Here is an 18,009-nt window from a genome sequence, read left to right on the forward strand (position 1 = left end):
AGTTTCCGAGGCCCCTGCGGGGGCCATCGGGCTGTGGCGCAGCTTGGTAGCGCACTTGACTGGGGGTCAAGGGGTCGCAGGTTCAAATCCTGTCAGCCCGACAGATCAGGCCTGGTGAGACGGTGTCTCACCAGGCCTGAGTCGTCTCCGGAGAAGCCCGCCGCTCCGCCACGTCGGCGATCACGGTGGCGTGGAGCCCGGCCCACCCCCGGACGTCCCGCCGGGACCTTTCCCACCGCCGGCACGCGCAGCCGCGGCTGCGTCCGCCTCGATGCGCTTCTCGAGCCGGTGCAGCGCCTCCACGGCCTGCTCGTAACGGCGGAACGCCGTCGCCCGCGCGTCCGCGCGGGTGCCTCGTCCGACGCGGGAGACGTTGAGGGACGCGCGGTCGGCGTCCTGGAAGGCGCGGTAGGCGGTGCGTGTGGCCTCGCGCAGGTGCGGGAGCATGCGGGCGTCGAGGAGCACGGCGGCGGCGACGTCCTGGCCGTGCGTGCGGGCGTCGATCTCCTCGATGAGCATCTCGTAGTCGTCGTGCGCCTTGCTCTGCGCCGCCACGGCCTCCCGGTAGCGGTCCCGTGCGTCGACGAAGCGCTGGTCGTTCTCCGGCAGGCGCAGCTGCTCGATGAGCCGCAGGCGCCGCAGAGCGACGTCGACCTCGTTCACACGCGTGTCGAGCATCGCGTAGACGTCGTCGCGGTGCGCCCGGTTGTGGCCGAACACGCTGTCGTAGAACGCCGACGCCTCCTGGTGGTGCAGCTGCCCCGCCGTGAACGGCTCGGCTGCCCGGCCGCCGGTCTGCGCCTCCCACGCGGCCTTCACGGTCTGCGGGTCGAACCTGCTGAGCACCGGGTCCCCCTGGGCGGACGCGTGCTGCACCTGGGCGTACGTCGCTCCCGGCAGCGTGCGCTCGATGTGCAGCCGGGCCATGCGGAACCACTGGAGCGCGTGCCGCGTCTCATGCGCGATCGTGTCGCACGCGGCCGCGAACTCCAGCGGCGTCGGGCGCTTCTGCGAGACGAGGTTGAGGTTGATCTGCAGCTCCCACACCCTGGCGGGCTGCCGGCCGTGCTGCTCGGGCCTCGGGTTGTGGATGTGGCTCGGGATGAGAGGCGGCGCACCCGCCGCCACGAGCTGCCGGTTCGCGATCTCGAGCAGGACGTCGAACCGCGCATGGGCATCCATCGTGAGGTAGCGGTCGTAGACGGCGACGAACTCCGCGGCGAGCGCTCGCGCCTCCGGGCTGAGCCGCTCGACGATCTGCGCGCTGTCCTTGGCACCCGGCCCGCTCGTCGTGGCCGTGGGCGCCTTGGTCGACGCCGGGTCGGCCACGAGCCGCACGTCGGTCTGCTGCGCCCACCCCGGCGACTTCGCGTCGAGGTACTCGGTCGCGTCCCGCACGTGCTGCGCGGCGTCGTCGCCCGCGAAGTGCACCTCGACCTGGCGACCGGCGCCGGTCTCGACGATCATGACCGTGCCGTCGAACACCGTGCCCGCGTTGCGCGCGAGGCCCTCGCGATGCGCCTCGAACCGTGCGATGAGCGCCTGCCGTTCCGGGAGCGGCAGGGTCGCACCGAGGCCCGTCCCGCCCCGCAGCTCGGCGTGCAGCCGCTGCCACCCGCCGGCCTCGGTCAGGAGTGAGCGCACGGCGACGTCGGAGAGCCTGCCGGCCGGGACCTTCCCGTCCCCCGTGCCGGCCGTGCCGGGGACGTCGACCCGGGGCGTGGCGTGCGCGGCGTCGCCCGCGGCGCCCCGGCCGGTCGGCGCGGGCACCGTGACCGCGGGCCCGCGCGCGCCGCCCCGCCAGGCCTCGTACTCCTTCGCGACGCGGCTGTTCACGCGGGCCAGGCCGAGGTCCATGGCGACGTTCTCGACGACGCCGTCGACGATGAGGTCGGCGAGCTGGCTCGCGTTCTTCGGCAGGGCCTTGCCCTCGACGACGGCCTTCAGTGCAGCCTCGGTCGCCGTCATGTAGACCGACGAGGTGCCGGCCGCCATCGCGCTCGCGGTGAGCTCAGCGAGCTTCGTGCCGGCGAGGTCGGGGATCCGGTCGATGCGTGCCTTGATCGCGACCTGGAACCGGGCCTGCAGCGCTCCACCGAGGTAGGTCATGACGGCGCTGACGCCTGCGGCCTGCACGAGGCTCGCGAGCCCGAGGTCCTTGCGCTGGCCGTAGTGCATCTCCGCGGCCCGGCCCAGCCCCTCCTGCGTGAGGGTGTAACCGCCGGCGACGAGGGCCGACCCCGTCAGACCGAGCCCGCCGGAGGCGATCCCCGCGGCGATCGTCCCGGTCGTCTTGAGCCGGTTGAGCCACTTCACGGCTGTGCCCGCGCCGGTCATGACGCGGTTCTCGTACGCCGAGAACCGCGTGGCCGCGTCGGCGGTCGACTGCTCGGCCATGGCGATGAGCGGCACGACGAGCTCGTACTTGCGCTCACGCAGCAGCGGCCACGCCCGCTCGATGAGCTGACGCGGCTGGTCCCAGATGCGCAGCGACGGGTACGCCTGGCTGCCCTCCCCGAGCGCCTCGGAGATGTGCCGGACGGCCCCGAACCCGATCCTCCGCGCGTTGATGGCGCTGCGCTCGACGTGCATCGGCTGCAGCTCGTGCCACACCTCGGTCGTCTCCTTGAGCGCCTCCCGCAGCTTCGCGAGCTCCTCCCGGTCCGAGACGCGCCTCGCGTACTCCTCCGGGTAGTCGTTGCGCAGGTCGTCCGCCGTCACGAAGCCCTTCGTCTTGTAGACGATCCCCGGCATCGGGTGCTGCCCCAGCGCCTCACCGGGCGTCGGGCGCAGGTTCAGGCTGAGCGGCTGCTTCGTGATCTGCTCGACGGCCCACTGCCGGAACTCGGTCTCCGCCTTGACGTCCCACTCGGGCGGCTGCCGCACGTCGTCGGCGAACAGCAGCCGCACGTCGACCGCGAGGCGCTCGTCGGGCTTCGGCGGCACGGCACGCATCAGCCGGCGCCGCTCCTTCAGGTAGTCCGGGTGCTGCGCACGCACCGTCCCGTAGTAGGCGAAGTCGTCCCACAACCGCCGCAGCCGCGCGTCGACGTGCCACGCGATCGTGTAGTGGTCGACGACCTTCTGCCACTGCTCGAGCTGCTCGCCCGTCAGGGCGCCGAGCAGGGCCGGGTACCTGGCCTGCAGCGCGGGGCGGATGTCCGGTCCGCCCTTCGGGATCGGCTCACGCGCGTGCACGCCGGCGAGCGACTCGGGGTCGGGCTCCCGCTGGAGGTACGTCGCGACGGCGCGGTTGCCTGCGTCCTGCTGGAGGTCGATGACGTCCTCGGGGCGCAGCAACGACAGCGCCTTCGACGGCGCTCGCGGGCGTCGCGGCGCGCGCTTCGCCGTCGCGCCACCTGTGCGCTTCGCGCCCTGGTCACGGCGCTCGTGGACCGGCACTCGTCCTCCTGGGTCCTCGAGCACCATCACGGCGCGCGACAGCCCGGACGTCCACGCCGCACGCGCAGCGGATCGCGCACGGATGCTGCCCGAGCGGGCACGACCGGCGCCCGGGTGACGGCTGCGCGGCGGACATCTCTCGCTGACCGGCGCCGCTGGAGGGGCCATGCCGACCGGTTCCGACCAGCTCGTCTTCGTGCTGCGGCACGCGGCGCGTCGTGGGCGTCGTGAGCGCAGTCTGCAGCAGCGACCGTTGCAGGGCGCGTCGCCGGTCGGGTGCTCAGCGGCGGGCGGCCGTGATGCGGTACACCACCCGGTGCGGCAGCGCGCGGACCATCGCCGCCGCGACGCGGGCGTCGCGTCCGACGACGCGGCGTGGCGCCGGGTTGCGGTCGAGGAGCGCGCGCACGACGGCGTCCGCCACGCGCTCGGGCGGCGCGCCGCGCACCGCGCTCCGACGCGCGTTCGCCAGGGCACGGTCGATCTGGTCGCGGTAGCGCACGAGCGCCTCGGGCGGCATCGCGTCCGCGACGACCTGCCCCGCGGCCGCGCCGCGCGACCAGATCGGCGTCGCGATCGCACCCGGCTCGACCAGCAGCACGCGGATGCCCGACGGTGCGAGCTCCGCCCGCAGCGACCCCGTGAGGCCGACGAGGCCGAACTTCGCCGCGCTGTACGCGCCGAGCACGGGCCCCGCGATCCGGCCGCCGATCGACCCGATCATCACGATCCGCGCGTCCCGGCCGGCGTCCCGGCTCGCGCGCAGGGCGGGCAGCATCGCCTGCGTGACGGCGAGCTGAGCGACCAGGTTCACCTCGAGCTGGCGGCGGAGCACGTCGAGCGGCAGGTGCTCGAGCGGTCCCGGCAGGGCGGCGCCCGCGTTGTTGACCAACGCCGACAACGGTCCTGCCGCGAGCACCTGCTCCCCCGCGGCGCGCACGGCCGCGTCGTCGGTGATGTCCAGGAGGAGCGTGGTGACGGCGTCGCCGTGCTCGGCCTGCAGGCTCGCGGCGTCGTCGGGCCTCCGCACCGTCGCCCAGACGTGGAAGCGGGCGGCGACGAGCGCCGCCGTGGTGGCGCGTCCGATGCCGGTCGACGCGCCGGTCACGACCACGGATCGCATGGCGGGCCCTCCCGGTCGGCGTGCACCTGCGTGGTCACGCTAGCGGCGGCCCCGCAACCCGACCAGGGGCCGGAGCAGGCCCGCCACGACGGGCCTGCTCCGGGGCCCTAGGGTGCCGAGGTGGCCACTCACTGGACCCTCGGCGGCGACGCCGCCGACCCGCACCGTCTCGCCGCGTTCTGGGCGCTCGCGCTCGGCTACGTTCCCGAGCCCGGGTACGACGAGCCGGACGGCGCCTCGATCGTCGACCCCGACGGCGTCGGGCCGGCGATCGGCTGGCTGCGGGTGCCCGAGCCGAAGACCGCGAAGAACCGGCTGCACATCGACATCCGCGTGCTCGGCGAGCCGCCGTGGGACTGGCACGAGCGCGAGACGGCCATCCGGGCCAAGGTCGCGGAGCTCGTCGCCGCCGGTGCGACGTCGGTGCGCGAGGAGCGGTACGCGGACGACACCGGGCGCACCGTGCTGGGGCACGTCGTGATGCTGGACCCCGAGGGCAACGAGTTCTGCGTGGCATGACCGACCGACCCCGGACCAGAGCACGCTCGATGCGTCGGGGGCGACGCCGCACGCCCCGCGCAGCCGGATGCGGACGAGGTCGACACCGGCGCCCGGTCAGCGGTAGGCCGCCGCCTGCAGCTCGAACAGCTCGGCGTACAGGCCGCCTCGCTCCATGAGCTCGGTGTGACTCCCCTGCTCGGCCACCCGGCCGTCGGCAACCACCAGGATGACGTCGGCCATCCGTACGGTCGAGAACCGGTGCGACACCAGGACGGTGATCGCGCCGGACGTCGCCGCCACCCGACGGGCGTTGTGCGCGTACTGCTCGAACAGGTCGTGCTCGGCCTGCGCGTCAAGAGCCGACGTCGGCTCGTCGAGCACGAGCAGGAGCGGCGACTCTCGCATCATCGCCCGCCCGAGAGCGAGCTTCTGCCACTGACCACCCGACAGCTGTGCACCGTCTCCGTGCTGGATCCCGAGCAGCGTGTCGAGCCCGCGCTCCAGGCGATCCAGCACCACGGACGCCCGCGCCCGGTCGAGCGCGGCCAGGACCGCGTCGTCCGACGAGACGTCGGGCAGGTTGCCCACGCCCACGGACTCGCGCGCGACGAGCTCGAACCGGCAGAAGTCCTGGAAGCCGGCTGACACATGCGCACGCCAGCTCGCCACGTCCAGCGTCGTGAGGTCGACGCCGTCGACGAGCACCGTCCCGCTCGTCGGGTCGTAGAACCGGCAGAGGAGCTTCACGAGGCTCGACTTCCCGGCGCCGTTCTCGCCGACCACCGCGACGGTCGTGCCCGCGCGGAGCTCGAGATCGACCCCCTCCAGCACGAACCGGTCGGTGCCGGGGTAGGCGAATCCGACGTCGACGAAGCTGATGCCGGTGCGGAGCCGATCCGGCGCCGGCGTCGTCCCTGCCTCCGGAGCGCGCACGACCGTCCCGATCCACCGGAGATCGGCGAGCGTGCGCCCTGTGCGCTGCAGCTGCTGGTGGATCGTCACCGCAGACGCCACCTGCGCGTTGACCTGCGCAGCCAGGGTGATGACCAGGATGACGTCGCCGACGGTCCTCTCCCCCGAGACCGCGGCCCGCACGACGAGCAGCGTCGCCGCGACGTACGCGACGGCGAAGACGAGCTGCCCTACGACCCGGAGGCCGCTCGCTCGGAGCTCGCCCCGGACCAGCTGCTTCGTCGCCGCGGACCACGCCATCGCGTGGCGTGCGCGCAGCTCGTCCCCGAGCCCGACGACACGCAGCTCCTTGGCAGGTCCTGGGTCGGTCGCGATCGAGAACAGGTGTCGAGCCCGCCGACCGTCCGTCGCCGCGAGGTCGCGCGCCTTGCCCGCACCTTCCTCCGCCAGCCGGCCCAGGATCAACGGCGGCACGGCCGCGACGGGGAGCGCGAGGAGCCACGGACTCAGGCCGGCCAAGAGGAACGCCGTCACCGCGATGGCGAGCGTCAGCCCGAGCGCCGAGAGCAGCGCTTGCATCGACTCCCAACCCGACCGGTGCAGCTGGGTCCGGAGCACCTGGAGCTTGTCGGCGTAGTCCTGCCGCTCGTGGTGCGCGATGCCGGGCGACGCGTTCGCGAGCTCCACGAGCTCACGTTCCAGCGTCATGACGGCGAGGTCGCCGAGCTCGAAGTAGTACACGTGCGCGAAGTGCCCGGCGGTCAGGGACGCGATCAGCATGAGCGCCGCGACCGTAGCCGCCACCGTGGCACCCGCGACGTCCCCCGCGACCGCGGCGTCGGTGAGCGCACCGAGCGCCGGCGCCGCGAGCGGCATCGACACCGACTGCAGGAGCATCAGGGCGAGGGCGACCAGCAGCCGCTTCCGGTCGACGCGGTACGCGAGCCGGAGGAGCTGGTACGCACCTGCGATGGTCTGCCTCACGCCGGGCCTCCTGTGGACGAGGTGGTCGGTCCGCCTGCGGTGGCGTCCACATCGACGAAACGGTCTGCCTGCAGCCGGAACATCCGGGCGTACTCCCCGCCGGCGGCCACGAGCTCGTCGTGCGTCCCGCGCTCGACGACCCGCCCCGCGTCCAGCACGACGATGTGGTCGGCCCGGCGGACGCTCGAGAAGCGGTGCGAGACGAGGATCGACGTGACGCCGCGCGTGAGCTCGACGAACTGGTCGAAGAACGCCACCTCCGCCCGGACGTCGAGCGCGGACGTGGGCTCGTCGAGCACGAGGACCGTCGCCCCCGCCTGGAGGGCGTAGAGCGAGCGAGCGATCGCGACACGCTGCCACTGCCCGCCCGACAGGTCGGCACCACCCGGGTACGCGCGCGAGAGCGGCGAGTCCAGACCCAGCGGCAGCTGCTCCAGGACGTCGAGGATCCCGGCGCGCCGTGCGGCCTCGCGGACCGCGGTGCCGTCGCGCGGCGCGTGCACGGCACCCAGCGCGATGTTGTCGGCCGCGGACAGCTCGAACCGCACGAAGTCCTGGAAGATCACCGAGACCTGCCGCCGCCATGCGGCGACGTCGAACGTGCCGATGTCCGTGCCGTCCGCGGTGATGCGTCCCTCGTCGGGCTCGTGCAGCCGGGTCAGCAGCTTGACGAGAGTCGTCTTGCCCGCGCCGTTCACACCGACGACCGCGGTGCAGAGACCGGCCGGGATGTCGAGGTCGAGACCGTCGAGGACCGGGACCGAACCGGGGTAGGCGAAGTGCACGTCCGCGAACCGGAGCGCGACGGACGGCACGTGGGCAGGCACGGGTGCTCCCGGCCCGGCCTGCTCGGTGGTCGCGCCGACGCGCTCCTCGAACTCCTCGAGCGCCGTCATCGCCTGCATGCCGTACTGCGTCGCTACGTCCGCCTCGGGATAGAAGACGCCGAGCATGAGGGCGGCCACCACGGACTGCACGCCCAGGGCGAGCGACGTGAGGTCGAGGTCGCCGGACGCCGAGGCGCGCCCCAGGTGCACCAGGACCCCGGCCGCGATGACGAGGCCGACCGAGGTGAACACCAGGAACGGCTTGAGGAAGATCAGCCGACGGCGCGCCGTGACCGGCGCGAGCATCCGTCGTGTCGCGTCTTCGTACCGGTCGGCGAACCACTCCGCGAGCCCGAAGACGCGTAGCTCCTTGGCGGCCGCGCTTCCCATCGCCACCTCACGCAGGTACTCCGAGAGACGACGGAAGCCGACGACCTCCGACCACGCAGTCGAGTACTTCCGCAGACCGCCGCGCTGGCCGTAGCGGAACACCAGGGTCGCCGCGACGACCGCGAGGCCCGTCCACCACGAGGACACCACCGTGACGACGACCGCGTAGCCGGTGAGGGCGGTGTACCGGGCGATCAGCGCGAGCAGGCCGGCGCACGCGTCGCCCGGCGTGAGGTCGTCCGAGTCGATCTCACGCGTCGCCTCGCTCAGCGCCTCGAGCGTCGCGTGGTCCTCCATCGGACCGATCCCCGGAGAGCGGAACGCACCCTCCATGATCCGGTCGCGCAGCCGCTCGTCGACCCGCCGCTTCAGGACCACGCCCAGCGCCGCCTGCACGGGAGTCAGCACCTGGAGGCTGCAGAACGCGAGCGCCGCGAGCGCGAAGCCCACCACGAGCTCGTCCCACGCCGCCGAGTCGACGCCGTCCGCCACAGCCGTGGGGACGCGCCCGACCAGCACGCTCGTGGCGACCACGAATGCGACGGGGAGCAGCCCGAGCACGAGGTTGAGCACCGTGAGCCCGGCGAGGAGCGGCAGCCCGGCACCGGGCAGCAGCCGCGCGGCCGCGATGCGCGGCGCCACCGCGGCGGTTCGCCAGCGGCGTATCACCGCACGTCCCCCGGTGCCGCCCCGACGACGTCCCGGGCGCGGTCGAAGGCGTCGAACCCGCCGGTGAGATGGCGGACGTCCGGATGGCCGTCGCGGCGCAGGAGGTCGAGGCACGTGCTCGAGCGTGCGCCGGACTTGCAGTAGAGCACGACGCGCTCGTGCTCGAGCAGCCGTGCCCGGGTCTCGGCCGCCGCGAACCGTCCGCTCGGGACGAGCACGCTGCCGGGAACCGAGCCCAGGGCGTGCTCGAACGGCTCGCGGACGTCGACGACGTGGACGGTGCGGCCCACCTCGCCGCGCGCCACCAGGTCACGGAGCTCCGCGACGCTGATCGCGGCGCCGCCGGGGACGGCCGACGGCAGGGCACACCGCTCCTCGTACGGCCACTCCTGCAAGGTCCGCACGCGCAGCGTGTCCTCCTGGACCGGGATCGCGAAGCTGCGCCACCGCATCGAGAGGGCGTCGAGCGTCAGCAGACGGCCGACGAGCGACTCACCGATGCCGAGCACGAGCTTGACGGCCTCGGTCGCCATCGTGGCGCCGACGACCGCGCAGAGCGCCCCGAGCACTCCGCCCTCGGCACACGACGGGACCAGCCCCGGCGGCGGTGGCTCGCTGTAGAGGTCGCGGTACTGCGGACCGTACCGGGCCCAGAAGATGCTGACCTGACCCTCGAAGCGGAAGACCGAACCCCAGACGTACGGCAGGTCGAGGATGACGCACGCGTCGTTCACGAGGTACCGGGTCGCGAAGTTGTCCGTCCCGTCGATCACCAGGTCGTACCCGCGGAACAGGTCGAGCGCGTTCTCGGGCGACACCCTGGTCCGGTGGGTCAGCACCCGGACGTGCGGGTTGATCCGGCGCAGGCGCTCGGCGGTGACGTCGACCTTGGCGCGGCCGACGTCGTCCGTGCCGAAGAGCACCTGCCGGTGGAGGTTGGAGTGGTCGACCACGTCGTCGTCGACCACCGCGATGGTCCCGACACCGGCGGCGGCGAGGTACGTGAGGACCGGGGCGCCCAGCCCTCCCGCGCCGACCACGAACACCTTCGCGCCTGCCAGCCGCCGTTGACCGTCGAGACCGACCTCGGGCAGGAGAAGGTGCCGGCTGTAGCGCGCCACCTCGTCCGCCGTGAGGTCGTGCCGTGGCTCCACGAGCGGCCCGGGGAGGCTGCCGCCCACGCCTGCCGCGCTCATCCTCCGGCCACCGCGGGGATCACGGTGATCTCGGCGCCGTCGGTCACCGGCGTGTCCAGCCCTCCGGTGACGCGCACGTCGACGGCGTCGACGTAGACGTTGACGAACCGGGACAGCTCCCCGTGCCCCTGGATCACGTCCACGACGGCGGGCTGCGCCTGTGCCGCGTCGGCGAGCACCTCCCGGAGCGTTCCTCCCGTTGCGTGCAGCGTGCGGGCGCCTCCCGCGCGCGCTGCGAGCACCGCGGGCAGGACGATGGTTGCGGTCACGTCGTTCCTCTCGTCGTCGTCTCCCGCCGGGTGGCGGTCGCCGCCACGCCCAGCGCGGCAGCGATGTCATGGAGGTGCGGGTAGGTCTCGTCGGCGCCCGCGTCGCGCAACGCTCGCGCCGCGTCGGGGCCCCCGCGCGCGAGCCCGAGGCACCGCGCGCCGGCCGCGACGGCTGACCGGACACCGTGCGTCGAGTCCTCGACCACGACGCAGCTGTCGGCCGGGACGGCGAGCCGCGCGGCGGCGAGCAGGTAGGGCGCGGGATCGGGCTTTCCTGCCGCCTCGCCCCAGGTGACGGTCGCGGCGACCGAGTCGCGCAGCCCGAGCTCGTCGACGACGCGTGTCAGCCGTCGGCTCGAGGCGCCCGTCACGAGTGCGACGGGGACGCCTGCACCCGCGAGGCCCCGGACGAGATCCGCGCCACCGGGCACGGCGACGACCGGGAGCGACGGCTCCGACTCGGCGACGCGCGCGGCGACGACCCGCGGGTCGACGTCCGGCAGCAGGTGCCGGCTGGTGTGCTCCACGCTGCAGCCGATGACGTGCCGACGTGCCTCGACGCCGGGTCGCGACGACCCGAAGTGCTCGCACACGTCGGCCCACAGCGCGACCACGGCCTCGTCGGTGTCGACGAGGACTCCGTCGACGTCGACGAGTGCGGCCGCGTACCTCATGCGGGCGTGTCCAGCTGTCCCGCGGCGAAGCCGCCGGCGAGGGCGGCGTGCCGGACCGCGCGGGCCATGCGTCCGGGGTCCGGCGCGCGCGCGACCATCGTGTTGACGAGGACCGCGTCCGCGCCGATCTCGAAGGCACGTGAGACGTGTGCGGTGCTGCCGAGCCCGCCCTCGACGACGGTCGGGACGCCGACGGCGTCGATGCAGGAGCGAAGCGCCGCTTCGTCGACGAGACCGCGGTAGCTCGCGACCGGGCTGGCCATGAGGCGGAGCGCGGAGCAGCCCATGCCTTCCAGGACCCGCGCTGTCGCGGGGTCGGGCAGGATGAACGGCAGGAGGCTGAAGCCGTCGTTGAGCAGCTCCTTCGCGGCGACGACCGTGGCGGCCGCGTCCGGCATGTTGGAGTCGTCGCGCACGTCGAGCTTGATGACGTCGAGGCCGAGCGAGTCGCGCAGCCGGCGGGACGTCTCGACCGCGTCGTTCGCGGAGTGCGCGAACGACGTCGTGCCGATCCACGCGAACCGCGCGAGATCGACCTCCCGGTCGAGGTCCGAGAGCAGGAGGCTGCTCCGCGTCCGCTCGAGGTCGTACGTCGTGATGAAGACGTCGGCACCGCTGGCGTCGAGCACGTCACGCACGACCGCGGGGTCGGTGTACTGCTCCACGCCCAGGAGCAGTCGCGAGCGGAACGTCAGCTCTCCGAGCCGCAGCCACGGCTCAGGTCCGAACGGGTCCAGGTCGGCGTCAGGCACGGGCGCTCCTTCTCATCGGGTTCGACAACATGGCGTGCAGGAGCTCCGTCACCTCGGGTCGGTCGGCCACGCCGTCGAGGTGGAAGACGCACACCCCGTCGGACGTCTCGGGCGCCGCGGCGTCGAGCATCCGCCGCAGCTCGTCCACGTCGAGAGCCGCGTCGTCGTCCGCCGAGGCGGCCTGGACCCACGGCACGACCGGGCGCCCCGTGGAGCGCCGGATCTCGTCGTGCAGCTTCCGCACGTGGTGGGCCGGGCGGCCGATCATGGCGCTGTACGACATGGGCATGAGCACGTCGACGCAGGAGGCGAGCGCTTCGAGGTCCTGCCCGCAGGCCCAGCGGCGCGCGCCCGCGTAGTCGTCGGCGAGCCACGGCACGACCTTCACGCCCACGGTCGTGTCCGTGGACGTCGCCCGCACGACGTCCACGGCGTCGCGGACGCGTGCCGTCACCGCCTCGACGGCGTTCCGGCCCAGCTGCTCGCGGTCGACCGGCGTCGGGAGGCCGTCGACGCACCGAGCGCACCAGCAGCCGTGCTCGATGTCGGCGGCGGACGCGTCGGCGGGAACGCGCTCCCACATCACGAAGGTGCGTGCGAAGTCGAGGCACACCAGGTCGGGCTGCAGCACCTCGAGCGCACCGGCCAGCGCGCGTCGGCGTGCGTCCCAGAACTCGTCGGAGCGGGGACATGCCATGTGCAGCCAGCGGTCCACGGCGCGTCGGCCCGCACTGGTCACGGCGTAGGTGTCCGGCATCTGCGCCAGGAGGACGGGATCGAAGAAGAGGGGGAAGTTGAGCGCCACTCCGAGGTCGCCGTCCCGCAGCCACGAGAGCAGCTCCTCGTTCTCCTGTGCGCGGTCGCCGACGACGACCGCGTCCAGGCCGCAGCGGCGCACGACCTCCTCGACGTGATGCGGGGCGACATCCGGGTCGAGGCAGTAGAGCGCTCTCACGAGCCCTCGGGAGTCTCGTCCACGCGCTCGATGAGCCCGGCCAGGTCGTCGTCGCTCGACGTCGCGGGTCCGGCGAGCTGCCCGACGGGACCCTGGGGGCTCCACGAGAGGAGGCGGCGCCCCGCGTAGAACCGACGCCCGTCGACCTGGGTCAGCGGCCGCTCGTGGTAGAGGTGCAGCAAGGGGTCGTCGTACCGGTCGACCGAGCCGACGACGTCGAGCCGGAACACGAAGTCGAGGTCCTCGCCCCCCCAGCCCTCGAATCGCTCGTCGAAGCCGCCGACGCGGTCGAACAGGCCACGGCGGACCCAGACGCAGTGCCCGGGCGGGCGACGCAGCACCGCGCCGCGCAGGACGTCGAGCGGCACCCCCGGGCGGCCGAGGACGACCCGCTCACGTGCCGCGCGGTGCGACGAGGCGGCGTCGAGGCACAACGCGTCCCGGAAGGGCAGGTGCGCCTGCGCGCCGCGCGCACGGAACCGGCCGACGTTGCGCCTGACGAAGCCCCGGTCGACCAGGACGTCGGCGTCGAGGACGCACACGAGCTCGGCACCCGCACCGCGCTGCACGACGCCGACGTTCACGGCCCATGCCTTGTTGAAGTGGCCGCCGGACCGCACGTGCACGTAGTCGTCGGCCGCGTGCTCGAGGACGCCCGCCCAGCGGGGCTCCTCGTCGGCCTCGACCACCACCACGCGGTAGTCGCCGCGGGGCACGTCCTGGTCGTCGAGCGCCCGGAGGCATGCCAGCAGGTTGCGCAGGCGGCCGCGGTCCGCGGTGCGGTCCCGGAAGGGCACCACGATGCAGGCTCGGCCCGCGCCCACAGGTCGGTCGGAGGCCGCGGTGTGCTCGGGCACCAGGTCGTCGACCGTGACGGGCTCGACGTCCGCGTCGTGGCCGTCACCGACGTGCGCGGCCAGTCGGCCCAGGGCGTCGGCAGCGAGCGCGCAGTCGGCCGCGGCGACCCACCGCGGGTCGCCGGAGTCCAGGAGCGACTCCACCGCGTGGCGCAGCGTCCCTGCGGCCCGTGCGTCGTCGGGCCTCCGGCAGAGTGCCTCGAGCGCGTCGCGCGTCTCGGCCGACGCTGCGGCACGCGCTCGGGCGACGACCTCCCGGTGCAGGGCCGACGACATGTCCCAGTAGTCGACCGCCGCTTCCTGCAGGAGAGGGTCTGCGCTGAGGACGACGCTGCTGACGACAGCCGCCGAGCGGTCCGACGTCGGCCAGCAGGCGCGGTCGAGACCGTCGACCTGCCGGCGCTGCAGGGCGTCGAGCTGCTTCACGGGGTCTCCATCGACAAGGTGCCTGGTCAGCGGCGCACCTGGCGAGAGCCCGGGGCGAGCGCGGCTGCGACGGTACACGGGGCGCTCAAACCGGTCAAAGGTGTCGATCGCGGCATGTCGCACCTCCGGAGCAGGGACAGCTCGGTGCATCCCGGCGCTGGTGCCGGTCCCCGTAGCCGGTCTGGCGAACCGGTCCGGATGTCGCTATCGTCCCGTTCCGCCCACGACCCCGGGCTCGCCTGCTGGCACGCCGCCCTCCGTCGTGGGAGCGCGTGCACTCGTGCTCCGGTGTCCGGCTCGGGTCGTCGACGTCGCCCTCCGTCCGGCGCGGCCGTCCGACAGACCCACCCGACGACCCCGGAGAAAGAAGGCGTCATGCTCAGCACGCGAACGACGGGCTCAGAGGTCGTCGACGTCACTCCGTCGCCGCCCGCCGTCGCACGCTCGTCCGGCGAGCACACGGCGGCGTCAGGGCGGGCCGGGGCGCGACGGGTCGCGGTGGTCGGGTTGGGCTACGTCGGCCTGCCGCTCGTGGTCGACCTCCTCGCCGCCGGGTTCGTGGTGCGAGGTGTCGACGTCGACCCCGCTCGCCTGCGGCACGTCGCGCAGGAGCCGGTGCTGGAGTCGGCGGTTCGCGAGCGGCGGCTGACGCTCGCGGGGGACGCCGGGAACGTGGGTGCGCACGCCGACGTCGTCGTCGTGTGCGTGCCGACGCCGTGGGACCACGAGGTCCGGGCGCCCGACCTGCGAGCGGTCCTCTCCGCGGCGTCCGAGATCGCGAGGGGGCTGCAGCCCGGCACGCTCGTGGTCCTCGAGTCGACCACGTACCCGGGGACGACCGAAGGCGTCTTCGCGCGTGCCCTCGAGGAGGGCTCCGGCCTGCGCGCCGGGGTCGACTTCCACCTCGCCTACTCCCCCGAGCGCGTGGACCCGGGCAACGTCGACTTCGGCATCGCGAACACCCCCAAGGTGGTCGGGGGCGTGACGCCCGCGTGCACCCGGCAGGCCGTCGCGTTCTACGAGCGCTTCGTCGGTCGGGTGGTGGCCGCCGCGGGGACGCGCGAGGCGGAGCTCGCGAAGCTCATCGAGAACACCTACCGGCTCGTGAACGTCGCCCTGGTCAACGAGATCGCGGTCGCGTGCCACGAGCTGCAGATCGACGTCTGGGACGCGCTCGAGTGCGCGGCGACGAAGCCGTTCGGCTACGCCCCGTTCAGACCCGGACCGGGTGTGGGCGGCCACTGCATCCCCATCGACCCGCTCTACCTGTCGCACCTCACCGAGACCGAGCTCGGGCGCCCGGTCGCGATGGTGGAGACCGCGACGCGGATCAACCGGTCGATGCCCCTGCATCTCGCCGCCCGCGCCGCGAAGATGCTCGGCGGGGACGTGGCCGGCCGCAGCGTGCTGCTCGTCGGCGTGGCCTACAAGGCGGACGTGCACGACACGCGCGAGACCCCCGCCGAACCGCTCGCGGCCGAGCTGCGTGCCGCCGGAGCCGACGTCGCGTACCTCGACCCCCTGGTGGAGGCGCTCGACGTCGGCGGTCGACGCGTGCCACGCGCGCACGCGGACGAGATCGCGACCGCCGGGTTCGACCTCGTGATCCTGCTCCAGCACCACAGCAGCGTCGACATCGACGCGCTCTGCGGTCTCGGCGTCCCGGTCCTCGATGCGCGAGGGCAGCAGCGGGGCGCCAACGTGGAGCGACTCTGACATGGGCGCACCGTCGGGCTCTGCGCCGGACGCGGCGGGCCCACGGCGCGAGGACGAGCTGCGCGCCTGGATCGCGGGTCCTGCCTTCACCTGCCTCGGCGGCCGTGCTGCCGCGCGACGCGGTGGGCTGCGCACGGTCGCACTGGGCGACATGCACGCGCCGGCCACCGCGTCACGTCTGCACGCGGAGCTGGAGCAGTTCGTGCTCGACACGCGCGACCAGGACTTCGTGACGTTCGTCGCGCTGTTCGACGGCCCCGACCACGCGACCGAGCTCGAGTTCGAGGAGTCGATGTGGCGGCTGCTCCGCGAGCTGCACGCGGTGGACGGCACGTCGTACGGCTGGTCACCCGACGCGAGCCCCGACCCCTCCGCGCCGTCGTTCGCCTACTCCGTCGCGGGCGAGGCGTTCTTCCTCGTCGGCATGCACCCACGAGCATCCCGCACGGCGCGCAGGTTCACCGTGCCGGCGATCGCGTTCAACCCGCACGCGCAGTTCACACGGATGAAGAGGACCGGCGTCTACGCGGGCCTCCAGGAGCGCATCCGTGCCCTCGAGCTGCGCCTGCAGGGTTCGACGAACCCCATGCTCGCGGAGTTCGGCGAGGCGTCCGAGGCCCGTCAGTACTCGGGGCGGGAGGTCACGGATGCGTGGCGGTGCCCCTTCCCGCTCCCGCCTCCGCCCTCCGGTGGGGACACGTCGTAGACCACGCCTCGCTGCCAGTCGGCGACGAGCACCCGTCCCGCGTGGGCGACCATCGACCGCGGCGGGTCACCCATGTCGACGTGCTCGGCCTGCCCCTCCGGCCGGAGCACGTACGCGCCGAGCCTCTGCCATCCCTCGTCGAACGCGACGATGTGTCCTGAGTGCTCGGCCACGAGCCAGCCGCCCGACGTCCGCACCGCGCACCGCGGGCGCCGGACGTCGTCGACGACGACCTCGACCGCGTCGAGGCCGGCCGACGCCACGAGGACCCGGTCGTTGTTCGTGTCCAGGACCACCAGTGACCCGTCGTGCTGCTGCACGACCTGATGCGGGTCGCGCAGCCGGGTCGCGCCGGCCGGCGACGTCGTCCACCTGGCCGTGACGCACCCGTCGGGACCGACGTGCAGGACGTCGTCGAGCTCGCTGTCGACGAGCCAGAACCCGCCCGCACCGTCCGACTCGAGGTGGTGAGGATCGTCCAGGTCGACCGGCTCGCCGTCGGCGGTGGTCACGCGCTGCTCGACGACGTCGGCGTCCTCGAGGCCGTCGTCGCCGAACGTCAGCCGGAGCACGCGGCTCCCGAGGCCGTCCGCCACCAGCAGCCCGCCGGGGCACGTCGCGAGCGCACGCGGCCAGCCGCCGACGCGCACCTCCCCGGTGATGCGGCCCGCGCCGTGCTCGACGGCGACGACCCGTCCGTTCGCGGTGTCCGCGACGGCGAACCCGTCACCCAGGGGCAGCAGCGCACGGGGGAAGGCGAGCGGGCCACGCGTGCTGGCGGTGCGACCTGTCGCGAGCTCGCGCGCACGCCACCCGTCGGTGGTCCGGGTCAGCAGGTGCACGGAGCCGCCGTGCGGGTCGGCGACCACGACGCGGTCCTCCCCGACCGCTGACACCGAGGTCGGCGTGCGGGGCCACCCCGGGCCTGCGCCCGGTCCCCCGTGGACGGCACGGAGAGCTCCGTCGAGACCGAGCACGGTGAGCCGACCCGACATCTCGCTCACCACGAGCACGTCGTCGCCCAGCACGGTGCACGCCGCGGGCGAGGACAGCCGGTCGTCGGCGTCCCCCGGGGACCGGTCGACGCCGAAGCTCCACACCGGCGTGCCGTCCGAGGTCAGCCGCCGGGCCACGTGGAAGTACGCGTCGACGAGGACCCAGCCGCCGGGGACCGCGACGACGCCGTCGACGCACCGCACCACGTCCATGTCGAGGACGGTGACCCCCACGACGTCCGGCCCGCGACCCGACACGAGGCGGCACGGCCCCGAGTCGGTCGCATGGTTGACGGCGACCGTCCACTGCTCGCCGTCGACCGCGACAGCGCCCACGACAGGGCGCTCCTCGCGTCGGGCCAGGATCTCCCGGAGTGCGACGGGCGCAGGTCGACCGAGTGCGACCTCCCACCACGGCACGTCCCGGGCGACCTCGCGCAGCGCCAGCGCGGTCACGTCGGACCCGCCGGGCACGTCGGCCTCGACGACCGCCGAGGCCGCGACGTCGTGCACCCGGACGGTGCCGCCGCGGACCCACACGTGCCACGGCGACCACGCCGGTTCGGTCGTGCCCGCGGGGACGAGTCGCGCCCTGACCAGGGCGGACGAGTGGGCGTGCGGGGACGACGACGGGCGGACCATGGCGTGCATGCTG

Annotated in this window: 14 protein-coding genes and 1 tRNA gene; 4 read left to right on the forward strand and 11 right to left on the reverse strand. The window is 73.7% G+C overall.

Annotated features, from left to right (window positions below):
- The first annotated feature begins 27 nt into the window (after positions 1–27).
- Positions 28–101: transfer RNA gene (locus OOT42_RS10280), tRNA-Pro, on the forward strand.
- A 79-nt stretch (positions 102–180) separates the two neighbouring features.
- Here the strand turns inward: OOT42_RS10280 and OOT42_RS10285 are convergent.
- Entirely contained in the window at positions 181–3,402 is a 3,222-nt protein-coding gene (locus OOT42_RS10285) for a hypothetical protein (RefSeq protein ID WP_273651128.1), read from the reverse strand.
- Positions 3,403–3,682: 280 nt separating this feature from the next.
- Positions 3,683–4,525, reverse strand: coding sequence for an SDR family oxidoreductase (locus OOT42_RS10290; RefSeq protein WP_273651129.1), 843 nt, complete (start codon positions 4,523–4,525; stop codon positions 3,683–3,685).
- Between the two features lie 120 nt (positions 4,526–4,645).
- On the opposite strand from OOT42_RS10290, the gene OOT42_RS10295 reads away from it, so the two are divergent.
- Entirely contained in the window at positions 4,646–5,044 is a 399-nt protein-coding gene (locus OOT42_RS10295) for a VOC family protein (RefSeq protein WP_273651130.1), read from the forward strand.
- Between the two features lie 96 nt (positions 5,045–5,140).
- Here the strand turns inward: OOT42_RS10295 and OOT42_RS10300 are convergent, their stop codons facing one another.
- From OOT42_RS10300 to OOT42_RS10335, 8 genes are read right to left on the reverse strand one after another with little or no spacing between them, the layout of a single operon-like run.
- Positions 5,141–6,922 carry an ABC transporter ATP-binding protein gene (locus OOT42_RS10300; protein ID WP_273651131.1) on the reverse strand — a complete coding sequence of 594 codons (1,782 nt, stop codon included), beginning with the start codon at positions 6,920–6,922 and terminating at the stop codon, positions 5,141–5,143.
- The gene (locus OOT42_RS10305) at positions 6,919–8,781 is read right to left on the reverse strand and encodes an ABC transporter ATP-binding protein (RefSeq protein ID WP_273651132.1); all 1,863 of its coding nucleotides are present in this window, start codon (positions 8,779–8,781) and stop codon (positions 6,919–6,921) included. The genes OOT42_RS10300 and OOT42_RS10305 overlap by 4 nt, the downstream gene beginning before the upstream one ends.
- A gap of 23 nt (positions 8,782–8,804) precedes the next feature.
- A complete protein-coding gene (gene moeB, locus OOT42_RS10310; protein WP_273651133.1) occupies positions 8,805–10,004 on the reverse strand; it encodes a molybdopterin-synthase adenylyltransferase MoeB in 1,200 nt (399 codons plus the stop codon).
- Positions 10,001–10,273, reverse strand: a complete 273-nt coding sequence (locus tag OOT42_RS10315; protein WP_273651134.1) for a MoaD/ThiS family protein — start codon at positions 10,271–10,273, stop codon at positions 10,001–10,003. Before OOT42_RS10315 ends, moeB begins: the two co-directional genes overlap by 4 nt.
- Complete coding sequence (locus tag OOT42_RS10320) at positions 10,270–10,947, reverse strand: HAD family hydrolase (protein ID WP_273651135.1); 678 nt, start codon at positions 10,945–10,947, stop codon at positions 10,270–10,272. The genes OOT42_RS10315 and OOT42_RS10320 overlap by 4 nt, the downstream gene beginning before the upstream one ends.
- On the reverse strand, positions 10,944–11,699 hold the full coding sequence (locus OOT42_RS10325; protein WP_273651136.1) for a hypothetical protein: 756 nt from the start codon (positions 11,697–11,699) through the stop codon (positions 10,944–10,946). Before OOT42_RS10325 ends, OOT42_RS10320 begins: the two co-directional genes overlap by 4 nt.
- A complete protein-coding gene (locus tag OOT42_RS10330) occupies positions 11,692–12,654 on the reverse strand; it encodes a hypothetical protein (protein ID WP_273651137.1) in 963 nt (320 codons plus the stop codon). The genes OOT42_RS10325 and OOT42_RS10330 overlap by 8 nt, the downstream gene beginning before the upstream one ends.
- The gene (locus OOT42_RS10335; protein WP_273651138.1) at positions 12,651–13,937 is read right to left on the reverse strand and encodes a glycosyltransferase; all 1,287 of its coding nucleotides are present in this window, start codon (positions 13,935–13,937) and stop codon (positions 12,651–12,653) included. Before OOT42_RS10335 ends, OOT42_RS10330 begins: the two co-directional genes overlap by 4 nt.
- Before the next feature lie 375 nt (positions 13,938–14,312).
- Between OOT42_RS10335 and OOT42_RS10340 the strand changes: the two genes are divergently transcribed.
- Together OOT42_RS10340 and gntA are read left to right on the forward strand one after the other, a co-directional pair.
- Complete coding sequence (locus tag OOT42_RS10340) at positions 14,313–15,653, forward strand: nucleotide sugar dehydrogenase (protein WP_273651139.1); 1,341 nt, start codon at positions 14,313–14,315, stop codon at positions 15,651–15,653.
- Between the two features lies 1 nt (position 15,654).
- Positions 15,655–16,359: a guanitoxin biosynthesis heme-dependent pre-guanitoxin N-hydroxylase GntA gene (gene gntA / locus OOT42_RS10345; RefSeq protein WP_273651140.1), complete on the forward strand. Its 705-nt coding sequence runs from the start codon at positions 15,655–15,657 to the stop codon at positions 16,357–16,359.
- Here gntA and OOT42_RS10350 read toward each other — a convergent pair.
- Positions 16,275–17,996: a hypothetical protein gene (locus tag OOT42_RS10350; RefSeq protein ID WP_273651141.1), complete on the reverse strand. Its 1,722-nt coding sequence runs from the start codon at positions 17,994–17,996 to the stop codon at positions 16,275–16,277. The two genes, gntA and OOT42_RS10350, sit on opposite strands and share 85 nt — an antisense overlap.
- Positions 17,997–18,009: the final 13 nt, after the last annotated feature.

It is taken from the genome of Cellulomonas fimi (assembly GCF_028583725.1).
Classification (GTDB): Bacteria; Actinomycetota; Actinomycetes; order Actinomycetales; family Cellulomonadaceae; genus Cellulomonas; species Cellulomonas fimi_B.

What these genes read in the sequence shown, in the direction of transcription:
- OOT42_RS10340 (WP_273651139.1), top strand. Translation starts at nt 14,313, where the DNA reads ATGCTCAGCACGCGAACGACGGGCTCAGAGGTCGTCGACGTCACTCCG.
- OOT42_RS10350 (WP_273651141.1), bottom strand. Translation starts at nt 17,996, where the DNA reads ATGGTCCGCCCGTCGTCGTCCCCGCACGCCCACTCGTCCGCCCTGGTC.
- OOT42_RS10290 (WP_273651129.1), bottom strand. Translation starts at nt 4,525, where the DNA reads ATGCGATCCGTGGTCGTGACCGGCGCGTCGACCGGCATCGGACGCGCC.
- gntA (WP_273651140.1), top strand. Translation starts at nt 15,655, where the DNA reads ATGGGCGCACCGTCGGGCTCTGCGCCGGACGCGGCGGGCCCACGGCGC.
- moeB (WP_273651133.1), bottom strand. Translation starts at nt 10,004, where the DNA reads ATGAGCGCGGCAGGCGTGGGCGGCAGCCTCCCCGGGCCGCTCGTGGAG.
- OOT42_RS10320 (WP_273651135.1), bottom strand. Translation starts at nt 10,947, where the DNA reads ATGAGGTACGCGGCCGCACTCGTCGACGTCGACGGAGTCCTCGTCGAC.